The sequence below is a fragment of the Pseudoselenomonas ruminantium genome (genome assembly GCF_900142515.1).
Taxonomy (GTDB): Bacteria; Bacillota; Negativicutes; order Selenomonadales; family Selenomonadaceae; genus Selenomonas_A; species Selenomonas_A ruminantium_D.
The window spans coordinates 51,928-69,511 of record NZ_FRBC01000013.1 but is presented as its reverse complement, the minus strand read 5'-3'; the positions used below and the strand labels follow the sequence as shown (position 1 = coordinate 69,511).

Annotated in this window: 17 protein-coding genes; all 17 read left to right on the top strand. The window is 47.3% G+C overall.

The genetic code is table 11. From position 1 onward, the window contains the following. Nucleotides 1-15 precede the first annotated feature (15 nt). Nucleotides 16-1,695: a ShlB/FhaC/HecB family hemolysin secretion/activation protein gene (locus tag BUB68_RS08020; protein WP_073089877.1), complete on the top strand. Its 1,680-nt coding sequence runs from the start codon at nt 16-18 to the stop codon at nt 1,693-1,695. 94 nt (nt 1,696-1,789) lie between these two features. After that, a complete protein-coding gene (locus tag BUB68_RS08015) occupies nt 1,790-2,200 on the top strand; it encodes a flagellar protein (protein ID WP_073089874.1) in 411 nt (136 codons plus the stop codon). A gap of 201 nt (nt 2,201-2,401) precedes the next feature. Next, nucleotides 2,402-2,680, top strand: coding sequence for a flagellar biosynthesis anti-sigma factor FlgM (flgM, locus tag BUB68_RS08010; protein ID WP_073089871.1), 279 nt, complete (start codon nt 2,402-2,404; stop codon nt 2,678-2,680). 28 nt (nt 2,681-2,708) lie between these two features. Next, on the top strand, nt 2,709-3,191 hold the full coding sequence (locus BUB68_RS08005; protein ID WP_073089869.1) for a flagellar protein FlgN: 483 nt from the start codon (nt 2,709-2,711) through the stop codon (nt 3,189-3,191). A 53-nt stretch (nt 3,192-3,244) separates the two neighbouring features. Beyond that, nucleotides 3,245-3,712 carry a hypothetical protein gene (locus BUB68_RS08000; protein ID WP_073089866.1) on the top strand — a complete coding sequence of 156 codons (468 nt, stop codon included), beginning with the start codon at nt 3,245-3,247 and terminating at the stop codon, nt 3,710-3,712. 50 nt (nt 3,713-3,762) lie between these two features. Further along, entirely contained in the window at nt 3,763-5,544 is a 1,782-nt protein-coding gene (flgK, locus tag BUB68_RS07995) for a flagellar hook-associated protein FlgK (protein WP_073089864.1), read from the top strand. Nucleotides 5,545-5,558: 14 nt separating this feature from the next. Further along, nucleotides 5,559-6,899 (top strand): flagellin N-terminal helical domain-containing protein, encoded by a 1,341-nt coding sequence (locus BUB68_RS07990; RefSeq protein WP_073089861.1) that lies wholly within the window; start codon nt 5,559-5,561, stop codon nt 6,897-6,899. A gap of 132 nt (nt 6,900-7,031) precedes the next feature. Beyond that, nucleotides 7,032-7,610 (top strand): DUF6470 family protein, encoded by a 579-nt coding sequence (locus BUB68_RS07985; RefSeq protein WP_073089859.1) that lies wholly within the window; start codon nt 7,032-7,034, stop codon nt 7,608-7,610. Nucleotides 7,611-7,641: 31 nt separating this feature from the next. Beyond that, nucleotides 7,642-8,088 carry a flagellar assembly protein FliW gene (gene fliW / locus BUB68_RS07980; protein WP_073089856.1) on the top strand — a complete coding sequence of 149 codons (447 nt, stop codon included), beginning with the start codon at nt 7,642-7,644 and terminating at the stop codon, nt 8,086-8,088. Then, on the top strand, nt 8,088-8,315 hold the full coding sequence (csrA, locus tag BUB68_RS07975) for a carbon storage regulator CsrA (protein ID WP_073089853.1): 228 nt from the start codon (nt 8,088-8,090) through the stop codon (nt 8,313-8,315). The genes fliW and csrA overlap by 1 nt, the downstream gene beginning before the upstream one ends. 42 nt (nt 8,316-8,357) lie before the next feature. After that, the gene (locus BUB68_RS07970) at nt 8,358-8,801 is read left to right on the top strand and encodes a flagellar protein FlaG (protein ID WP_073089851.1); all 444 of its coding nucleotides are present in this window, start codon (nt 8,358-8,360) and stop codon (nt 8,799-8,801) included. A gap of 13 nt (nt 8,802-8,814) precedes the next feature. After that, on the top strand, nt 8,815-10,995 hold the full coding sequence (fliD, locus tag BUB68_RS07965) for a flagellar filament capping protein FliD (protein WP_073089848.1): 2,181 nt from the start codon (nt 8,815-8,817) through the stop codon (nt 10,993-10,995). A 26-nt stretch (nt 10,996-11,021) separates the two neighbouring features. Further along, nucleotides 11,022-11,435 carry a flagellar export chaperone FliS gene (gene fliS / locus BUB68_RS07960; RefSeq protein WP_073089845.1) on the top strand — a complete coding sequence of 138 codons (414 nt, stop codon included), beginning with the start codon at nt 11,022-11,024 and terminating at the stop codon, nt 11,433-11,435. Then, entirely contained in the window at nt 11,407-11,793 is a 387-nt protein-coding gene (locus tag BUB68_RS07955) for a flagellar protein FliT (protein WP_256625831.1), read from the top strand. The genes fliS and BUB68_RS07955 overlap by 29 nt, the downstream gene beginning before the upstream one ends. Nucleotides 11,794-12,031: 238 nt before the next feature. After that, a complete protein-coding gene (locus BUB68_RS07950; RefSeq protein WP_073089842.1) occupies nt 12,032-13,354 on the top strand; it encodes a flagellin N-terminal helical domain-containing protein in 1,323 nt (440 codons plus the stop codon). A 167-nt stretch (nt 13,355-13,521) separates the two neighbouring features. Next, the gene (locus BUB68_RS07945; RefSeq protein ID WP_073089839.1) at nt 13,522-14,658 is read left to right on the top strand and encodes a glycosyltransferase family 2 protein; all 1,137 of its coding nucleotides are present in this window, start codon (nt 13,522-13,524) and stop codon (nt 14,656-14,658) included. Next, on the top strand, nt 14,655-17,486 hold the full coding sequence (locus BUB68_RS07940; protein WP_073089836.1) for a glycosyltransferase family 2 protein: 2,832 nt from the start codon (nt 14,655-14,657) through the stop codon (nt 17,484-17,486). Before BUB68_RS07945 ends, BUB68_RS07940 begins: the two co-directional genes overlap by 4 nt. Nucleotides 17,487-17,584 lie beyond the last annotated feature (98 nt).

The following is a 17,584-nucleotide window of genomic DNA, read 5'->3' as shown; positions in this document are numbered from 1 at the left end:
GGGAAGGTAAACAGCATGAAAAAAATGGCTAAGATAAAAATCACAGCAGGAGTAGCAGCCGCTGTTATGAGTTGGGGAGGGAGTGCAGTTGATGCTGCACCCTCTCTTTCCCGGCCTGGGCAGGAGGTACGAGAAAATATTCCATCGCCGGAAGCTGAGGTAAAGGATATCAATCCGGAGAAACCTCGGGAATCACAGCAGGTGGAGTTCACGATTACCAATTTCCGCTTGGAGGCGCCAGATCTTTATTTGGATAAGGGCGAGCTGACGAAGATATTACAGGATGGCATGGGCGAAAATAAAACCATGGCCCAACTGAATATCACTTTAGCAGAGCTTACCCGTTATTGCCGCCAGCATGGTTATCCTGCGGCAGCAGCTTATGTTCCTGCGCAGGAAAGCAATGACGGCATGATCCTGATCCGGATTATTCCAGGGCGCTATGGCGAAATCAAGATCGAGAATCGCAGCCACTTGAAGGAACGGGTGGCAAGAGGTTTTGTCAATGGGCTGAAAGCGGGCGAAATCATTCGTACAGGCAAATTGGAAACAACTTTGTATTCTATTTCTGATGTGAGTGGAACCAAGGCGATAGGTGTATTGAGCCCTGGCAAGGAATTTGGCACCAGTGATCTCACCGTGCGCATTGAACGTGGCAAAGGGAGCAATACTGTCTTGTATGTAGAGAACTACGGCAGTGAGGATACCGGTCGTTATCGTTATGGCGTGCAGGAAAATCTTTATGATGTCAGCGGCAATGGGGATAAGATCTCTGTAGGAGGGCTTTTATCCAACAAGCATATGCATAACTATTATGCTAATTATGAAACCATTGTGGGGCGTGGCGGAACGACTGCAGGCTTTGGGTATAGCCGTATGGATTATGAAGCCGGTATGGGGAGTAACAACATCAATGGTATAGCAGAAACCATGAGCCTGTTTGGGCATCGTTCTTTCTACCATCTTACCAATGGCGCCCTGACTTTCCGTTATGGCTATGATTACCGCAAGCTGAAGGACGATTATGCTATGGTGCACCGGACGGCGCAGAAACATTCTCATAGTGGCTATATGGCTTGGGAAGGTTTTGACAGGCGGCAGGGTCGTATTGTCAACTACAGTGCCAAGGTAACGAGCGGGACGTTGGGAATGGATTCAGAATGGGCACGCCAGCTGTCACGGGACAGTGGGACAGAGGGACGCTATACCAAAGGTGAAGTATCCGTTACCGCTGTGCAGCGATTGGGCAATCGTGCAGATGTTTTGCTTAAGGCCAGTGGTCAGATAGCCAGCCGCAATCTGGATGGTTCTGAGCGTATGTACTTAGGTGGTGCTAGTGGCGTGCGGGCGTATCCACAAGGAGAAGGTGCTGGCGATGAGGGAATCATGGGCACGGTGGAAACCAGATTCTATACGTCGGTACCAGGCGTGGTATTCAGCACTTATTTTGATGCTGGGCACATCTGGTATTACAATGACGGCCGTCCATATCGGCGGATTTCGCCGACGGGCAGGAATGGAACAGAGTCCAGTGGCCTTACCCTGAAAGGCTATGGTGCAGCCATTTCCTATACGAAACCCAACGACTGGTTTGCAAGACTCGATTATGCCCGCCGCATCGGAGGCGATAGCAACCTCAGCGAAAAAGCTCGGGCAAAGGGCAGAGCCTGGTTTATGCTGGGAAAGATTTGGTAAGATAATAAATTTTTTTCAGCAGCAGGAGAATTATTATATTGTCACGAATAAACCAATTAATCGAAAATAAACCTGCCCAAGGAGTGAGGAAAATATGGCTGGAAAGATCAAAAACTGTCCCGTGTGCGGAAAACTTTTTAACGACACAGGACATGGATGTTGCTTGGATTGTTATGATAAGATTCTGGAGAAGGAACGGGAAGTAGTGAATTATGTCCGCGATCATCGCGGAGCGAAGATTCCTGAGATTTGCGAAGCCACGGGTGCTCCTTCTGGCATGATCAAGAAGATGATTCGCGAAGGCCGTTTCGAGCAGATCGGCGTCAAGATGACATATCCTTGTGAGAAGTGCGGTGCACCGATACTTTCTGGCAAGATCTGCCAGAGCTGTGAGGAAGCTGCCCGCTCGGAACTGCAGAAACAGGCAGCCCTGCAGACGGCAGCCCGTCAGATGGCCAAGGTTGACCAGAACAGGGGGCAGGGGTTCCGTTCCAAGGATCGTTAATAATTCTTTAATAAAGCTGGTTTAACTATTTATAGATGAAAAAGGGCGAAAAACGCAGTAATTCAAAGAGAATCGCTTGTAATCTTGAATAATGTACAAAAAGCAGGAATTAAGTTTCCTGCTTTTTTTGTCGATAGTTCAAGCAGAAGATACTGTGCAACTTCGATAGATGTAAGGAATGGATTACAGGTGGTGAAAAAGATGATTATCAATGGCAATGTGCAGGCAGTAGCTGGTGCTTACAGTGTAAGTTCAGCGGGGGGCGTGAAGCGGGCGGAAAGTGTCCGGAATGTCGAAAAGAGTGATGAGGTTCTCTTGTCCCATGAGGGACAGAGCTTCAGTAGTATGCTTCAGAAATTGCAGAACATGGACGAAGTCCGAAGTGAAAAGGTGCAGAATCTGGAAGCAAGGATTGCTGATGGCAGTTATAATGTTCCCAATGAGAATATTGCAGCCAGCCTTTTAGGTATACGGTTCTAAAAAATAAGCAGGCGGGAGGAAGTTTGGCATGTGGCAGGATTTTGCAAATATCTTGAATGATTTGAACAAAGATTACAAAGCATTGATTGAACTTGGCAAAAAGAAACGCACGGCCTTGGTCCTGGTGGATATGAAAACGGTAGAGGATTTGCTTCCGGAGGAGGAAAGACTCACCGGACACATTGCCAGCCTGGAAAAGAAGCGGCAGGCTGTTCTCCTGAAGCTGGCAGCTACGAATGAAAAACTGGGGCCGGATTCCAGGATGGATGACATCGTGGAACTCATTCCTGCTGGGAAATTGCGCTCTGTGGTGCAGAACCTCTACCTGATGCTGCAGGACACCGTCAGGGAGGCCCAGGAACTCGGTGAGGGCAATGCCCTGTTGATTCGTGCTGCCATGGAGGCTGCCGCTTTTCATTTGAACCGTCTGGGGGGCGCAACGGTAGAACCCGCCTATGGAAAGAGTGGCGAAGTCGTATCACATCAAAAGCATTTTGATTACAACGCTTGATGCCATTTACGGATAGGGCGGCTGCGAGGGAACTGACGGATGAGGTGGATTCTATGGACGAAGCAGTACGTTTGCTGAGGGCACAGATTATTCTCAGCAACAAATGTTTGGAAAAAATCAAAGCGCTGAAAGAAGTCTTGCAAGCAGAAAATAAAGGTGCCAATATTGTCGCTGCAGTCCAGTCACTGGAACCTGCCTTGTTGGAATTAGGGAAACTGGAACGAAACAAACGGGATTTTTTGCATAGGCAGCAGGTCAAGGATATGCATACCTGCATCAGACGGATGCCCCGTTCTAAGGAATGGGAAATTTTGATGCATCTTTTTCATCGTACGCAGGAATTCGAGGAATCGTTGAAACAGGAGATCGCTGCTGCACAGTTGCTTTTGGAGCGGGGCAAGCAGTACGTGGATTATCATATCAACGTCATGACGCGGACTGTGGCCAGTGATACCTATACGCAGGAAGCTGCGGAAAGTGAAGGCCGGCGGGGAGTCAGGATGTTTGACTCCAGCATTTGAAGCAGTTGATTTTGCCGGGATGGGGCAAAGGAAAGAACAGGTGATGAATTATGCGTTCTACTTTTTCCGGACTTAACACGATGGTTCGCGGCGTTTTTGCCAATCAGCTGTCGCTGGATACCGTAGGTCACAATATTACCAATGCTTCTACGGAAGGGTATTCAAGACAGGCAGTGAATCAGGTGGCAGCCAGAGCCCTGGAGGTGTCTACCGTTAACGGTGTTGGCCTGGTCGGCAACGGCGTTGAAGCTTTGAATATACAGCGTGCCCGCAATATCTATGCGGACAAGCAGTTCTGGGCGGAGACATCTACGCATGAATATTATAAGAATCAGCAGGTGAATTATGACAAGCTGGAGGTAATCTTTGACGATTCGGATCAGACCGGGATCAAGGATGCTATGGCTGCGTTCTATAAATCCTGGGATGCGTTGTCTACGCAGGCATCCGTAGACAGTAACCGCGTTACTGTCATTGAGAAGGGCAATATCTTTATCGATAAGGTAAAGACAGCGGCCAGCCAGTTGCAGGAGCAAATTACGGCGCAATATGATGATATGCGCATCCATATCAATACGATCAATGATATCAATACCCGTATCGTGGAATTGAATAAAAACATTATGAGTGCAGAAGCGACCGGGTCTTCTGCCAATGATCTGCGAGATCAGCGTGATTTATTGGTGGATGATTTATCCAAGTATATGAACCTCAATGTATACGAGGATGGCAAGGGAATGTATACGCTGGTTTCCAATGGCATCACCATGGTCAATGGCATCAACAAGCTGACCCTGGAAATGTCGGATCCATATACGAATCTGGATTATGGTGTCAACGATTACAGCATTATGATCAAGGAATCCGGAGTGGAATATGTTCCGCTGAATGGCAGCCTGCGGGCGCAGATGGACACCATTGCAGAGGACAAGAGCTATATTGACACATTGGCAGATATGGCGGGATTCATGCTGACTACCTTCAACTCCATGCATCAACAGGGTGTTGGTATTGATGGCACAGATGGTGATATTGGGTCCTATAGTAACGCTAATCCATATACGGGGCCCAGTTATGGTATTAACTTCTTTGGCGATGATAACACAAATTACAGTTGGGACGCTGCCAATCATTGCGTAGTGGCTTCGGAGATGATATCCAGCACGATTGTCCGCTCGCTGTCGTATAATGTGGAAAGTTCCAATACAGGTGATATCTATACGCCGGAAGTGAATATTTCTGGTCAGCTGAAAACGAAATCCGAGCTGGTGGGCATCCGCATCATCAATGCCATGAATGTCAACGAGAGAATAACAGCCCCCGGTGGAACGAGTCTGGTAGCTGCCCGTACCCTGAGCGTAGAGAAAGCCGTCGATGGCAATGGTGCCTATATCAAGGATGCCAATGGCCGGGATACGTATGTGGTAAAGGCCAATGGTTCAGGTGATGGCACGAACGCAGTCAACGTAAAGAGCCTGTTCAATCTGGCTGCCGGCGATATCAGCACGAGTGCTATCGTAAAGATCAATGGCGCGGTAGTGGACATGGATAATCGTTCCATTTACGATATTTCGCTGAATGCTTACTATACATCTGCTATGAGTCATTTGGGCACAGATGCTAATTCGGTGGATAAAAAAGAAAGTGCGCAGGATGATCTCATCACGCAGATTGTCAACTGGCGTTCCTCGACATCCGGCGTGGACTGGAATGAGGAACTGACCAATATGATTATGTTCCAAAAGGGTTACAGTGCCTGCTCCCGCTGTCTCACCACCATGGATGAGATGCTGGATAAATTGATCAATAGCACCGGTACTGTCGGCAGATAAATGAGGTGAAATAAATGTCTATTCGCGTTAGCAGCAATCAAATGGTATATGGCTATCAGAAACAGTTAAACGATGCCAATACCCGGCAGACCACGTTATTGGAACAGGGAGATGGCAGCAAGATCCATCGTCCATCTGATTCGCCGGTGGACTATACGAAGTATATTCGTTATGATACGTCACTCAATGAGAATGAACAATATACCAGCAATGTCAATACGGCACTGTCCTGGCTCAAGACCTCTGATGCAGCATTGGTGAATATCACCAATATCCAGACCACCTTCAATGAAAAATCTGTGCTGGCAGCTAATTCCACGAATAATATCACCGATATGGCTGCTATTGCCAAGGAAATGATGGCTGAGATCCAGGAAATCGTGTCCCTGGGCAATACGATGCAGGGTGACCGCTATGTTTTTGGCGGGCAAAAGGATTTGACCAGACCCTTTGAGATGTCAGATAGTAAAATGCAGCGGGGGCTGACTAAGACCCTGGATGTCAACCAGCAGAATTATTTTGCCGGCCGTAATGGTGTGGGAGAAAATGGTACGCTACGCCAGATGTTGTCCCTCAAGGGGGACGATGGAGAGACCTATTACCTGAATGTCAAAGATGGCTACATCTATACCAAGGATTTTGTGGACAACGGTTATAAAGACAAGGTTGCAACAGATCCGTCGGCTACAGTGAATCCAGCTGCGGATGCTGTCGGTCATCTCAATCTGAACGGCAATAAATTCGTAGTAGCAGATTATTTTAAGAATACAGGGGAGATCATTAATCCCAATGCAAAATTAACGGCTACGGTTACGGCCAATGGCAGCACGGCCAATATGGATTTCAGCTTTAATACGGTTGATCAGCAGATTGTTTCCTTTACAGGTGACAATAAATATATCTCCATGGTCAAGAAAAATGGTACTACGGAACCTACTGCTGATACGGTGAATGCAGCAGCATCGGAGATCTTTGGCGTGGATATTTTCGATGACCCGGATTCCGGGAACTCACCATCTGGTACGGCCATGCTCAATGAACTCCTGACTGTGCATGCCAAGGTAGAGGCCGGGGACAATATCTGGATGGACACGGATGGTATTACCATTGCGGATGGTGCCCATGCCCAGACCATCAAGACGGAAACCCGCTTGGGGGCTCGTGCACAGCTTTACAACTCTGTGAATACCATGCTTACTACCCAGAATGAGCTGATTACTGGTGATATTACGGAGGTAAGTTCCACGGATGTGGCGAAATTGGCTGTGAAGCTCATGCAGGAACAGACGATTTACAATATGAGCCTGTCTTTGGGGGGCAGAATCTTACCACAGAGTTTGGCTGATTACCTGTAAGGCAGGCTGAAAAATTCTGCGATTTTCACAACCTGCATGTGAAATAACAGGAAATTTTAAGGAAAACATGGTAAAATAGGAGTAAGTAAAAGGATTTAGCAGGAATTTCCCATGGAAAGGGTGAAGTAATCTATGCTAAGGCTCAATATGCGGTTTACTCAGCCCATGATTGGCATTCATACCCAATTGGGCAAGCTGGAAGCTCACTCAACTCCTGCCCGGCTCCATTCGGAGTTTCGGCAGGCGCGCTCCAACAAGCATTGGACGCAGCCTGAGCTGGAGATTGATCAATATCCCAGCCGACATGCTTATGGCAACGACAATCATATCGATTTTGCGAAAAAATATGGGCAGCAGGGCTTTGCAGATCTGGCAAAAACTACTTCCCGTTGGACTCAGGAAGCCTGGGACAACGTGGAGAATTGTGGCAAGCGGGGACGCAATCCTGTTGTACAAAGGTATGATAACAAGTTGCAGCAGGAAATCAACAAACAGAGACAGATTGTGACGGAGCTGATACCGGACCCTGTTATAAAGTTCCATCCCATCGAGGCGGTGGGGCAGCCGGATGTAGGCGACGTTACGGTAGACATTCAGACGGATGCTTTTGCCCAGACCAATTTCACGCGAGGGCAGGTTGAGACCTATATGCAGCAAAAGGCTAATGTGCAACGTTGGGTGACCGAAGGCAAGTACGATATTTACGCATGATTAATTTCAAGCGGAAGTGGAGGCAGAGCAGATGAAAAAATTCAACACATTAAGATTTGGTGAAGTGGAAGTAGCAGAAGACAAGATTGTACATTTTGCTGATGGTATCCCCGCCTTTGAGGACGAACATGAGTTTGTGATAGTACCCTATGACGAAGAAAGTCCCTATGTGTTCCTGCAGTCGATCAATACGCCGAATCTGGCGTTTTTGATGACGATGCCCTTTGTGTTCTTCCCGGATTATGAATTTGAAATCGATGATGAGAATCAGGGGAAACTTTCCCTGAACCGTCAGGAAGATATGCTTATTTATACGCTGATCACGGTGAATAATGGCAAGGTACAGGATATGACGGCTAACCTTATGGCGCCGGTGGTCCTCAACACTGCTAATATGCAAGCCCGTCAGCTCGTACTTGACAAGAGTGGCTATACGACCAAGCATAGATTGTTTCCGGAAAATAAGGAGGAACAATAATGCTCGTACTTACTCGCAAACCACGTCAACAGATTATGATTGGTGATAACATTGTGATAAATGTGGTGGAAGTCCAGGGGGACAATGTCCGCATTGCCATTGATGCACCACGTGATATAAAGATTTATCGCGGTGAGATCTATCGCGCGATACAGGAAGAGAATCAGCAAGCGGCCGCTCCGGTGCCCATGGATTTGGATTTAAGCGCCGGCCTGCCGAAAAATTAAATTAGGTTAAGGAAACTGGTGTGAATCTACGGAGGGATCAACATGGTAGGAAAAATTCAGGACATAGTATCGGCGTCGATTGTGGCCGGTGCTGCGGAGCGGGTTGGTGGTGATGCGTCATCCAGGCGGATGAATGAAGGTCCGGAGACTGATTCTGTGCAAAACGCCCGGGATATACAAAACACTTCCCGCTATGACCGTTACAGTGAAAAAGAAGATGAAGATATCCAGAAGGCTCAAGATGAAGATCGGGAGCCTATGGATGAAAAAGCTGTCAGCTACATGATGCAGGAACTCAATGAGCTGATGAGCAAGATCAACTGCAACCTGGAATTCCAGTATCACAAGGAAGTCAACTTGATGACGGTAAGGATGCTGGATAAGAAAACCCATGAAGTGCTCAAGGAAGTGCCGCCAGAAGAAATGCTTGACCAGATGGCCAAAGCCCGTGAATGGTTGGGTGCCTTCCTCGATAAGAACGCTTGAGGAGGTGTGAGTCATGAGTGGTATAGGGATTTATGGCCTGTCAGGGTCAGGTATCGATGTTGACTCCATGGTCCGCATGGGGATGATGGGGAAACAGAATCAATATGACAAGATGTATAAGGAAGAAGTGAAGAATGAGTGGGTCAAGGAAGCATATACAAGTATGTATAGCAGCTTGAACACGTTCAATTCCTCGACCTTGTACAATTATAAGTTATCGTCAACTACCAGCCCCATGTCGGCCAGCAGCTCACAATCAACTGTGGCTACGGCTGTAGCGAATGCCGATGCGGCAATTATGTCGCATACGGTGAATGTTTCTCAGCTGGCGTCCAACGCTTATCTGCTTACGGCAGATAAGATTGCCCGTAAGAATCAGGATCTGTCGGAAAGCATTTACTTGAAGGATATTCTCTTTAGCAGTGAAGAACAGAGTGATTTGCGGAATGGAATTCCTACGGATCCAGATGAGGCGGAAAAGTATCTGGATAAGGAACTGCTTTCCTTCGACATTGCTGATGGCATTGAGTCAACGTCCAAGAAAAAGACGATTTCCTTTACTTATAGGGAGATCATGGACAACAATCTTACGGTAAATGACCTGGCCTCACGGATTAACCAATCTGGGGTCAATATCAAGGCAGCTTATGACAGTGCCAATGATGCGTTCTCTCTTTATCAGAAGGACGGCGGCGTAAATAATAAGATTATGCTGACGGTGAAGAATGAAGGCTTGGGTTCGAATGTACCGGTTACATCAGCAGCAGGCAATGGTGCACGGCTTTTGAATAATTTGCAGATGGCATCCGTTACACAGTCAGAGGATGAGAATCACAATCTTATCAGCAAGCTGTCCGATAAATTCACGGTGCAGCTTGCTACGGGGGTAAGTGCTATCGGCGGTGCACAGACTTCTTACACCAGCCAGAACGTTGTGGGAGAATCCACAACACTGGATTCTTTGTTTACCGCATCCAAGGACGACACGAATAATGCACCGATAAAATTCAAGCTGATCAGCACATCGGAAGATGGCAGTACCACGTATGAGAAGGAAATATCACTGGATGCTTCCAAAACAATCGAGGATTTGATGACAGCCATTGATGCGGCTGGCGATGATGGTGTAGCCCATTTCAGTGCTTCACGTGACCCAAGCGGGCACTTGTCGTTCACAGCTGCGGATAGCGGTTATAAGCTGTCTATGCAAGTGGCGAGCGGTGATGATTCGGTAGCGGCAGAAAATGGCCGTTATCTCTTGAATGCACTGAGTTTTACCGGTATTGCGGACAAGGGCGATGCGCTTACGCATAACACTACTGGTTTGGCATTGAAAAACGATGACGGTTCTTATACCCAGGGGGCCAGTGGTGTCAGTGCTGAAGTTACCATTGATGGTCGTAAATACACCTCGGAAACCAGCAAGATTTCCGTAGGCAACGTTACCTACAGTCTGGCATCCATCGGTGCTACTACGGTTACGGTCAGTCAGGATACGGACAAGCTTATCGAAAACGTCAAGAAGTTCGTGGAAGACTACAACAAGATGCTGGATGAACTCAATAACAAGTATTATGAGGAAAAATACAGCGACTATGGTGTCCTGACCCAGACGCAGGAAAAAGGCATGACCAAAGAGCAGATTGACAAGTGGAATGAAAAGGCCAAATCCGGTCTGCTCAATCATAATCAGACTATCGGCAAGATCATCAGTGAGATGCGTGAAGCTCTCTATACGCCGGTGGATGGGGCAACGGGCAAATACAATACCATGATGTCCATTGGCATTACTTCCTCTACGGACAGAGGTCATCTGACCCTGGATGAGGAAAAGCTGAAGAAGGCTCTGGCAGCTGAACCCGATTGCGTAAGAGAAATTTTCAATTCTGATGGCGATTACAAGGATAAGAATGGTGAAATTAAGACCGATTACAGTAAGCAAGGGGTGATTGGCCGCATTTCTGATTCCCTGTACAAGAATCTCAAGACTATGAAATCTTACGCCGGTACTACCACAGAGACGGCGGATGGCAGCTCTTTAGGTGATCTTATCCGGGAATTGCAGACCAAGATGTCCAATTTCAAGACCATGATGAAATCCTATGAGAATTTGCTTTATAAGAAATATGATGCGATGGAGATTGCCATTCAGCGGATGAGCGTCTCTATGGGGTATATTACCGGCGGCCAGTAAGGCGCAAAATCTAGGGAGGCAGAGGAATGGTAAATAACGCAGCAGAAGCTTATAAAAGGCAGCAGATTATGACGGCTACACCTGAAGCACTGACCTTGATGCTTTACAACGGTTGTTTGAAATTCATGGGCGAGGGCAAGGAAGCAGTGGAGGCCAAGAAGTATGAACAGGCTAATATCTCTCTGCAGAAAGCTCAGCAGATTATTTCCGAATTCCGCATAACCCTGAATATGGACTATGAGATTTCTCATCAGTTGATGCCGCTGTACAATTATTGCTATGACCGTCTGGTGGAAGGCAATATGAAAAGCGACCCTGCTTTGGTACAGGAAGCTATCGATATAATCAAGGAGCTTAGGGATGCCTGGATGCAGGCCATGAAAAAAGCCCGGCAGGATGGCGGTACCAGAAATGTCCAAGGTGATAGCTATGTCGGCTGATACGGATAAGAAGGAAAGATCCCCGTTGGAACAGGCCCGGGCCAATTGGCACATGTATCTGACATTGACGCAGGAAATGCTGAAGTTCATCGACAAAGATGATGTGGATGAATTCCTGGAACTGGAGCAGCAGCGCACTGAGCTTGTGGAACGCATGAAAGCCCTGCCGGAAACCGAGGACTATCGCAAGACCCCGGAATGTCAGGAGCTGGTGCAGAGAATCAAGCCGCTGGATATGCAGGTGGTCTACAAAGCCAAAGCATGGCTCAACCGTTCCCGGCAGCAGAATGCCAGTGTCCATGCCTATGATATTCAGCATATGAATAGTTTGGGGAATATCTTCAATAAAAAATATTGATAGTTTACCCTGTGCGAATATGCATGGGGTAAAAAAAAATAAAAAAATGCTTAAGTTTTACGTTTTTTCTACGATAACTTTAGTGTAAGGAACAGGTAATCAGCAAGTCAAAACAAGGAGATTCCTGGTCAGCTAGCAGCCAGGGACAAACGTTACGATTTGCTAATTATATTGTTTTCGACAGTCAGGGATGGCTGTTATCAATAGTATTTTTTCTACATTCAAGGAGGAAAATATCATGTCTATGGTAGTAAAGAACAACATGTCGGCAATCTCGACCCTGAACACGCTGAACAAGAACTCCAGCGCACTGGCCAAGAGCCTGGAGAAAGTATCTTCCGGTATGAAGATCAATGGCGCAGCTGATGACGCTTCCGGTTACGCAATATCCGAGCGTATGCGCGTCCAGATCCGTGGTCTCGATCAGGCTAACAGCAACACCCAGAACGGCAACGCCATGATGAAAGTTGCCGAAGGTGCTGTAAGCTCCACGGTTGATATCCTGAAGACCCTGAAAGAGAAAGTCATCAACGCAGCCAACGATACCAACACCGACAGCGACCGCCAGACCATCCAGAAAGAGCTGGATCAGTCCATCGACCAGATCGATGACAACGCCAACATCACCTACAACGGCAAGTATCTTGTTGATGGTTCTCACAACAACAAGACCAACGCTACGACTACGGCGATGACGAATGAAAGCCTTGATGCTAGGACGGTTAAAGGTTCTGCTCTGACAAACTTGAAGAGTCGTACTGGTGAAAACCTGAACATTCATAGCACGGATAATGTAACGATTTCTTATGTGAAGCAGGGCAAGACCTACACGACTACCTTCAGTGTTGGTGCTCAGTCGTTGAGCGATATTTTGAGCAAGACGGCTTACAATGGTAAAGAGACGCTCAAGGACGCTTTGGAACTGAATGCTAACAAGACTTCTCTTATCGGTTATGATGGTTCCAAGAATAAGATCTATACGGCTGATAAGGGCTGTGCAATGACCTTGACGGCTAAGACTGCTGGTGTATCCAGCCAGATTTCCGGCTTCACCATCAGCATCACCAACAACAAGGGAGCTATCAACAAGTCTGCTAATGCTGTACTGGATAACTTTACGGAGTCCATCCGTGCCCAGAACAAGTCTGAAGACAACGCCATGGTATTCCAGGTTGGCACGAAGGCTAACCAGGCTATCAAAGTTGGCCTGACGGATATGCGCTCCACGGCTCTTGGCCTCAAGGGGGACGATGGCGAAACGCTGAACGTATCCACGCAGGTTAAAGCAAACGCTGCTATCAACGTTCTGGACAATGCTATCCAGAAAGCTCTTGACCAGCAGACCACCATTGGTTCCGTTGAATCTCGTTTGAGCTACACCAGCAGCAACTTGACCACGGCTTCCGAAAACGTTCAGGCTTCCGAATCCACGATTCGTGATGCCGACATGGCGAAGGAAATGACGAACTACACGAAGAACAACGTTCTTCTGCAGGCCGCTCAGTCTATGCTGGCACAGGCCAACCAGAGCAGCAGCTCGGTTCTCAGCCTGCTCCAGTAATCGACAGTCTTTCGTTAATAAACGAAACTACCAAAAACCGCCCTTCGGGGCGGTTTTTTATATAGTCGTCCTCTTGAGACAAAGGTACCAGACCATAGGGTTGGCGGATGAGGTGGAAGGTATTTTTCATAATATTGGCGAAATATACAGGGGAAGGGGGGAGCATTTTGCAAAAAATAGAGTTATCTGTTTGTTATATGGTAAAAAATGAAGCAGAAAATCTGCCTGTATCTTTGGCAAGCATAAAAGATGCTGCTGATGAGGTGGTGGTCGTGGATACTGGTTCCCAGGATAATACGAAAGAGATTGCCGCAGCTATTGGTGCCAGAGTCTACGACTTTCCTTGGCAGGATGATTTTTCTGCACCACGTAATTATGCCATTGAGCAAGCGCAGGGCGAATGGATATTGTTTCTGGATGCCGATGAATATTTTCCTTCTGCGCTGAATAAAGATAAATTATTGTGTTATTTGGCTGGACAGAAAGAGAAGGATGCTATTTTACTCTTGAGGTATAATATTGAAAATGATAAAGAAAGAAAGGATTGGCGCACAGACTGGTGTCTGCGTATTTTCCGCAATGTGCCATATCTGCGGTATAAGGGGAGGATACACGAAAATATAGCCAGACACAATGGAGAATTACAGGTAGCTTATGCACCGACGGAATGGTATCTTTACCATACGGGATATAAGAAAGAATTGAATGAAGCAAAGGCGCAGCGGAATCTGCGATTGCTTCAACAATCCATAAGAGAAGAGGGGTGGCAACCAGGCTATGATCTATATTTGATGGATTGTTATTACGGCTTGCAGGAATATGAGAAAGCGTTGCAGCATGGAATGTCTCTTTTACGGGGAGATTGCTATGTTTATGGTGGCATGGTGCATGTTTATCACATGATACTGGAATGTATGCGTTTTCTGCACAGACCAGATGAGGATATGCTGCCTTTTGCCCAGGAAGCCTGCCGGGAATATCCGGATATACCGGAATTCTACGGCGAACAGGGGATGATTCTCTGTGGCATGGGGCAGTTGATACAGGCTAGGCAGTTGCTGATTGATGCTTTGCTTCGTTATGAGGAAAGACAGGCAAAGGGACAGTTGGACGGATATTTTTCTCCTGTGGTTGCGGCTAAGGTAGCGGCAAGGCTGGGGGAGATTGCCATGCATTATGAGGATGAAGAGGAAGCCGCGTTTTGGTTCAGGCAGGCTATGACTTATTGTGACAATAGTGAAGTGGTATTGATGAAATATCAAAAATATCGGCAGTGGGCAGCTGAGAAAGGGCTTGAGCCATGAAAATAGTTGGTTGTTATATTGTCAGAGATGAAGCAGAAGCGTTGCAACGTTCACTGGATAGCATAAAAGGGCAGACAGATGAAATCGTAATCGTGGATACTGGTTCACAGGATAATACCTTAGAGATTGCAAGGGCGGCCAATGCGAAGGTCTATCATTTTTCCTGGCGGGATGATTTTGCTGCTGCTCGTAATTTTGCATTGGACAAGTTGCAAGGGGATTGGGTTATATTTTTAGATGCGGACGAATATTTTCATGCAGACACGGTAATGAACTTACGGCCGCTCATCATGAGGCAGCCAGAGAATACGAATCTGCTGTTGGTGCGCAGGCAGGATGTAGATGCAGCGAACCATGTGATGATGGCACTATATGTACCTCGTATTTTCCGTATTCGTACAGATCTTCGGTATACGGGAGCTATTCATGAAGAACTGCGACAAGCTGGGGCGGTAGTTCAGGGGGTGGCGTGTGTGGCAGAACAGGAGTTGCTGCTTGTACATACTGGTTATGCGGGAGAATTAGGCCCAGCTAAGGCACGTCGTAATCTGGATATGTTGCAGAAATCTATGGAAAAAAGTTCACATCCGGAGTCTTATTATGGTTATCTGGCTGAAGCCTACGATGGGATGGAAGATATCGGAAATGCTATGAAATATGCTTATTTGGATATTGCCAGAGGCCGACAGGCCGAAACTTATGCCAGCCGTTCCTATCGTCTGCTATTGGAAAAACTGGCTGAAAATAAACGGGATTGTCGGGAGCGGCAGCGAATCGCGAAATTGGCAATCCGGGATTTTCCTGAACTGCCGGAGTTCCATGCAGAATTGGCAGAAAGTCTGGCAGCAGGCTGGCAATATGTGGAAGCAGCCAAAGAGATGAAGCGTGCGGGTATGTTGGGGCAAGATTATCATGGTATGGAACCGTCCGTCTTTTCAGAGGAACTGGCTGCAAAATGGCAAGAGCGGGGCGCGCAGTTTTCCAGGCTGGCAGAAATAGGGGAGCAACTGTCGATTACAGCTTGTGTGATTGTCCGGAATGAAGAGCAAAATATTTCCAGCTGGCTAGTGAATGCGGGAAAATATGCCAGCCAGCGGATTGTGCTGGATACCGGTTCGACAGACAGGACTTGCGAGTTTGCGGTAGAGGCAGAACTGCATCATTATATATGGCAGGAAGATTTTGCTGCTGCCAGGAATGAAGCTTTGCAATATGTTCGGGGGGACTGGGTGGCTTTTTTGGATGCAGATGAATATTTTTCGCATCCGGAACAGGTGCGTGGTTTTCTGGCCTATTGTGAGGTTACGCACCCTGAGGCAGAGGCGGTGCGGGTTACCATAACCAATGTGGATGCGGATGATGGCTATCGGGAGATCTCGCACTTTTGCAATGTTCGCCTGTTTCGCAACAAAGCAACATTACGCTATCGGGGACGTGTCCATGAGAATCTGTTTGATATAACGGGGAAATCCTTGACTGCATGGGAAGAACCTGGTATGGAGGTTATTCATACAGGGTATTCCAGCAGCGTAATTCTGGAAAAAACGGAGCGCAATTTGGCATTGCTGCTTCAGGATAAGGACGAACGGGGGATGCAGCCGGAGCATTTCCGTTATCTGGCAGATTGCTATTATACCTTGGGAGAATATCAGCAGGCGGAATTTTACGCTTTGCAGGCAATAGAGGCACCTTTGCAGGGAAAGGGAACTCAAGGGGATATGTATTATATGGTGCTTTTGTGCATGAAGGCATTGTCTGATCCTCTGCAGGACAGATTGGATTTTGCAGTAGCTGCAAGCAAGAAATTCCCTTCTATACCGGATTTTGCAGCTGTTCAGGGACTGTTGTACTATGAGTTGGAACAATATGACAGGGCGGTTGAACTATTGGAAAGGGCCTGTCATCTGTCACAGCATGATGAGGGGCGTGAATCTTCGGCTTTCGGTGATATACAGGCTATGGTCTATGCTGTCAAGGCAGATTGTGAGAGGAAACAGGGCAAGTGGGAAATGGCCTTGCAGGACAGCAGGACGGCGATGGGATTAGATCCCCGCGAGGAGGTGGCGCTGGAGATTTTTTGCGAACTGCGGCAGGCAGGGGATAGTTCCTGCCTCATAGAAGAATTGCAGGCATATTTTACAGATACCGTGCAGGATTTATGGTTTTTAGCTCGTTTCAGCGAACGGAATGGCTTTGGGCCATTGTATATGTATTATCACAGACGGTTACAGGAAAAGGGACAGCAAGAACCATTGCGGCAGGAATATTATGAACTCTTACAATCCGGTGAGTGGTCGCAGCTGGTGGAAAAACTACAAGCAGGCCTGGCTGCTGATGTAGAATTGATGATTGCGCTGTTGCTGCGCCTGCAAGGCCGGCGCGGCCATATGATCAGACAGGTGGAGCAGCAGTTGTTTGGCCTGTTGCCACAGGCTCTGCAGGAATGCTGGCAGCAGTTGTCAAAGGGGGAAGATGTTCGTGATTGGTCGGTATATAAAATTCTGTGGAACTATGTTCTGACATATGGTACAGATGAACAGATTGTGGATTTTGCTGGATTTTCTCGGACGAATAAAGATTTGTGGCTGCAGTTGACCAGGGATATGATGCGGCAGGAAAAATGGCAGTCCGCGTTTGCACTTTTGTCTCAGGTGCCGCAGGAGGAGGCTGATGGTGCTTTTTGGCAGGCGGCCGGGCAGTGCCTGTATCATCTGGGGGAATATTCCGGGGCGTGGGAAGCTTTTGACCATGCTCGTGAAGCTGGTGGAAATACCCTGCTGATGAAATCCTATCAAAAATGGCTGGAAAAAAATAAAAAAAATGCTTAAGTCTTTTGGTTTTATACCGATATATAAAGTGTAAGGCAAAAGATAATCTGCGGATCAATACAGGGAGAGCAGGCAGTCAGCTAGCAGCTGCGTGCTTA

Bases quoted from the DNA above. Each gene is read 5' to 3' on its own strand.
- fliW (WP_073089856.1), top strand. From the start codon at position 7,642: ATGAAAAAATTCAACACATTAAGATTTGGTGAAGTGGAAGTAGCAGAA.
- BUB68_RS07955 (WP_256625831.1), top strand. From the start codon at position 11,407: ATGTCCAAGGTGATAGCTATGTCGGCTGATACGGATAAGAAGGAAAGA.
- fliS (WP_073089845.1), top strand. From the start codon at position 11,022: ATGGTAAATAACGCAGCAGAAGCTTATAAAAGGCAGCAGATTATGACG.
- BUB68_RS07985 (WP_073089859.1), top strand. From the start codon at position 7,032: ATGCTAAGGCTCAATATGCGGTTTACTCAGCCCATGATTGGCATTCAT.
- BUB68_RS07950 (WP_073089842.1), top strand. From the start codon at position 12,032: ATGTCTATGGTAGTAAAGAACAACATGTCGGCAATCTCGACCCTGAAC.
- flgK (WP_073089864.1), top strand. From the start codon at position 3,763: ATGCGTTCTACTTTTTCCGGACTTAACACGATGGTTCGCGGCGTTTTT.
- fliD (WP_073089848.1), top strand. From the start codon at position 8,815: ATGAGTGGTATAGGGATTTATGGCCTGTCAGGGTCAGGTATCGATGTT.
- BUB68_RS08005 (WP_073089869.1), top strand. From the start codon at position 2,709: ATGTGGCAGGATTTTGCAAATATCTTGAATGATTTGAACAAAGATTAC.
- BUB68_RS07940 (WP_073089836.1), top strand. From the start codon at position 14,655: ATGAAAATAGTTGGTTGTTATATTGTCAGAGATGAAGCAGAAGCGTTG.
- BUB68_RS08000 (WP_073089866.1), top strand. From the start codon at position 3,245: ATGGACGAAGCAGTACGTTTGCTGAGGGCACAGATTATTCTCAGCAAC.
- csrA (WP_073089853.1), top strand. From the start codon at position 8,088: ATGCTCGTACTTACTCGCAAACCACGTCAACAGATTATGATTGGTGAT.
- BUB68_RS07990 (WP_073089861.1), top strand. From the start codon at position 5,559: ATGTCTATTCGCGTTAGCAGCAATCAAATGGTATATGGCTATCAGAAA.
- flgM (WP_073089871.1), top strand. From the start codon at position 2,402: ATGATTATCAATGGCAATGTGCAGGCAGTAGCTGGTGCTTACAGTGTA.
- BUB68_RS08020 (WP_073089877.1), top strand. From the start codon at position 16: ATGAAAAAAATGGCTAAGATAAAAATCACAGCAGGAGTAGCAGCCGCT.
- BUB68_RS08015 (WP_073089874.1), top strand. From the start codon at position 1,790: ATGGCTGGAAAGATCAAAAACTGTCCCGTGTGCGGAAAACTTTTTAAC.
- BUB68_RS07970 (WP_073089851.1), top strand. From the start codon at position 8,358: ATGGTAGGAAAAATTCAGGACATAGTATCGGCGTCGATTGTGGCCGGT.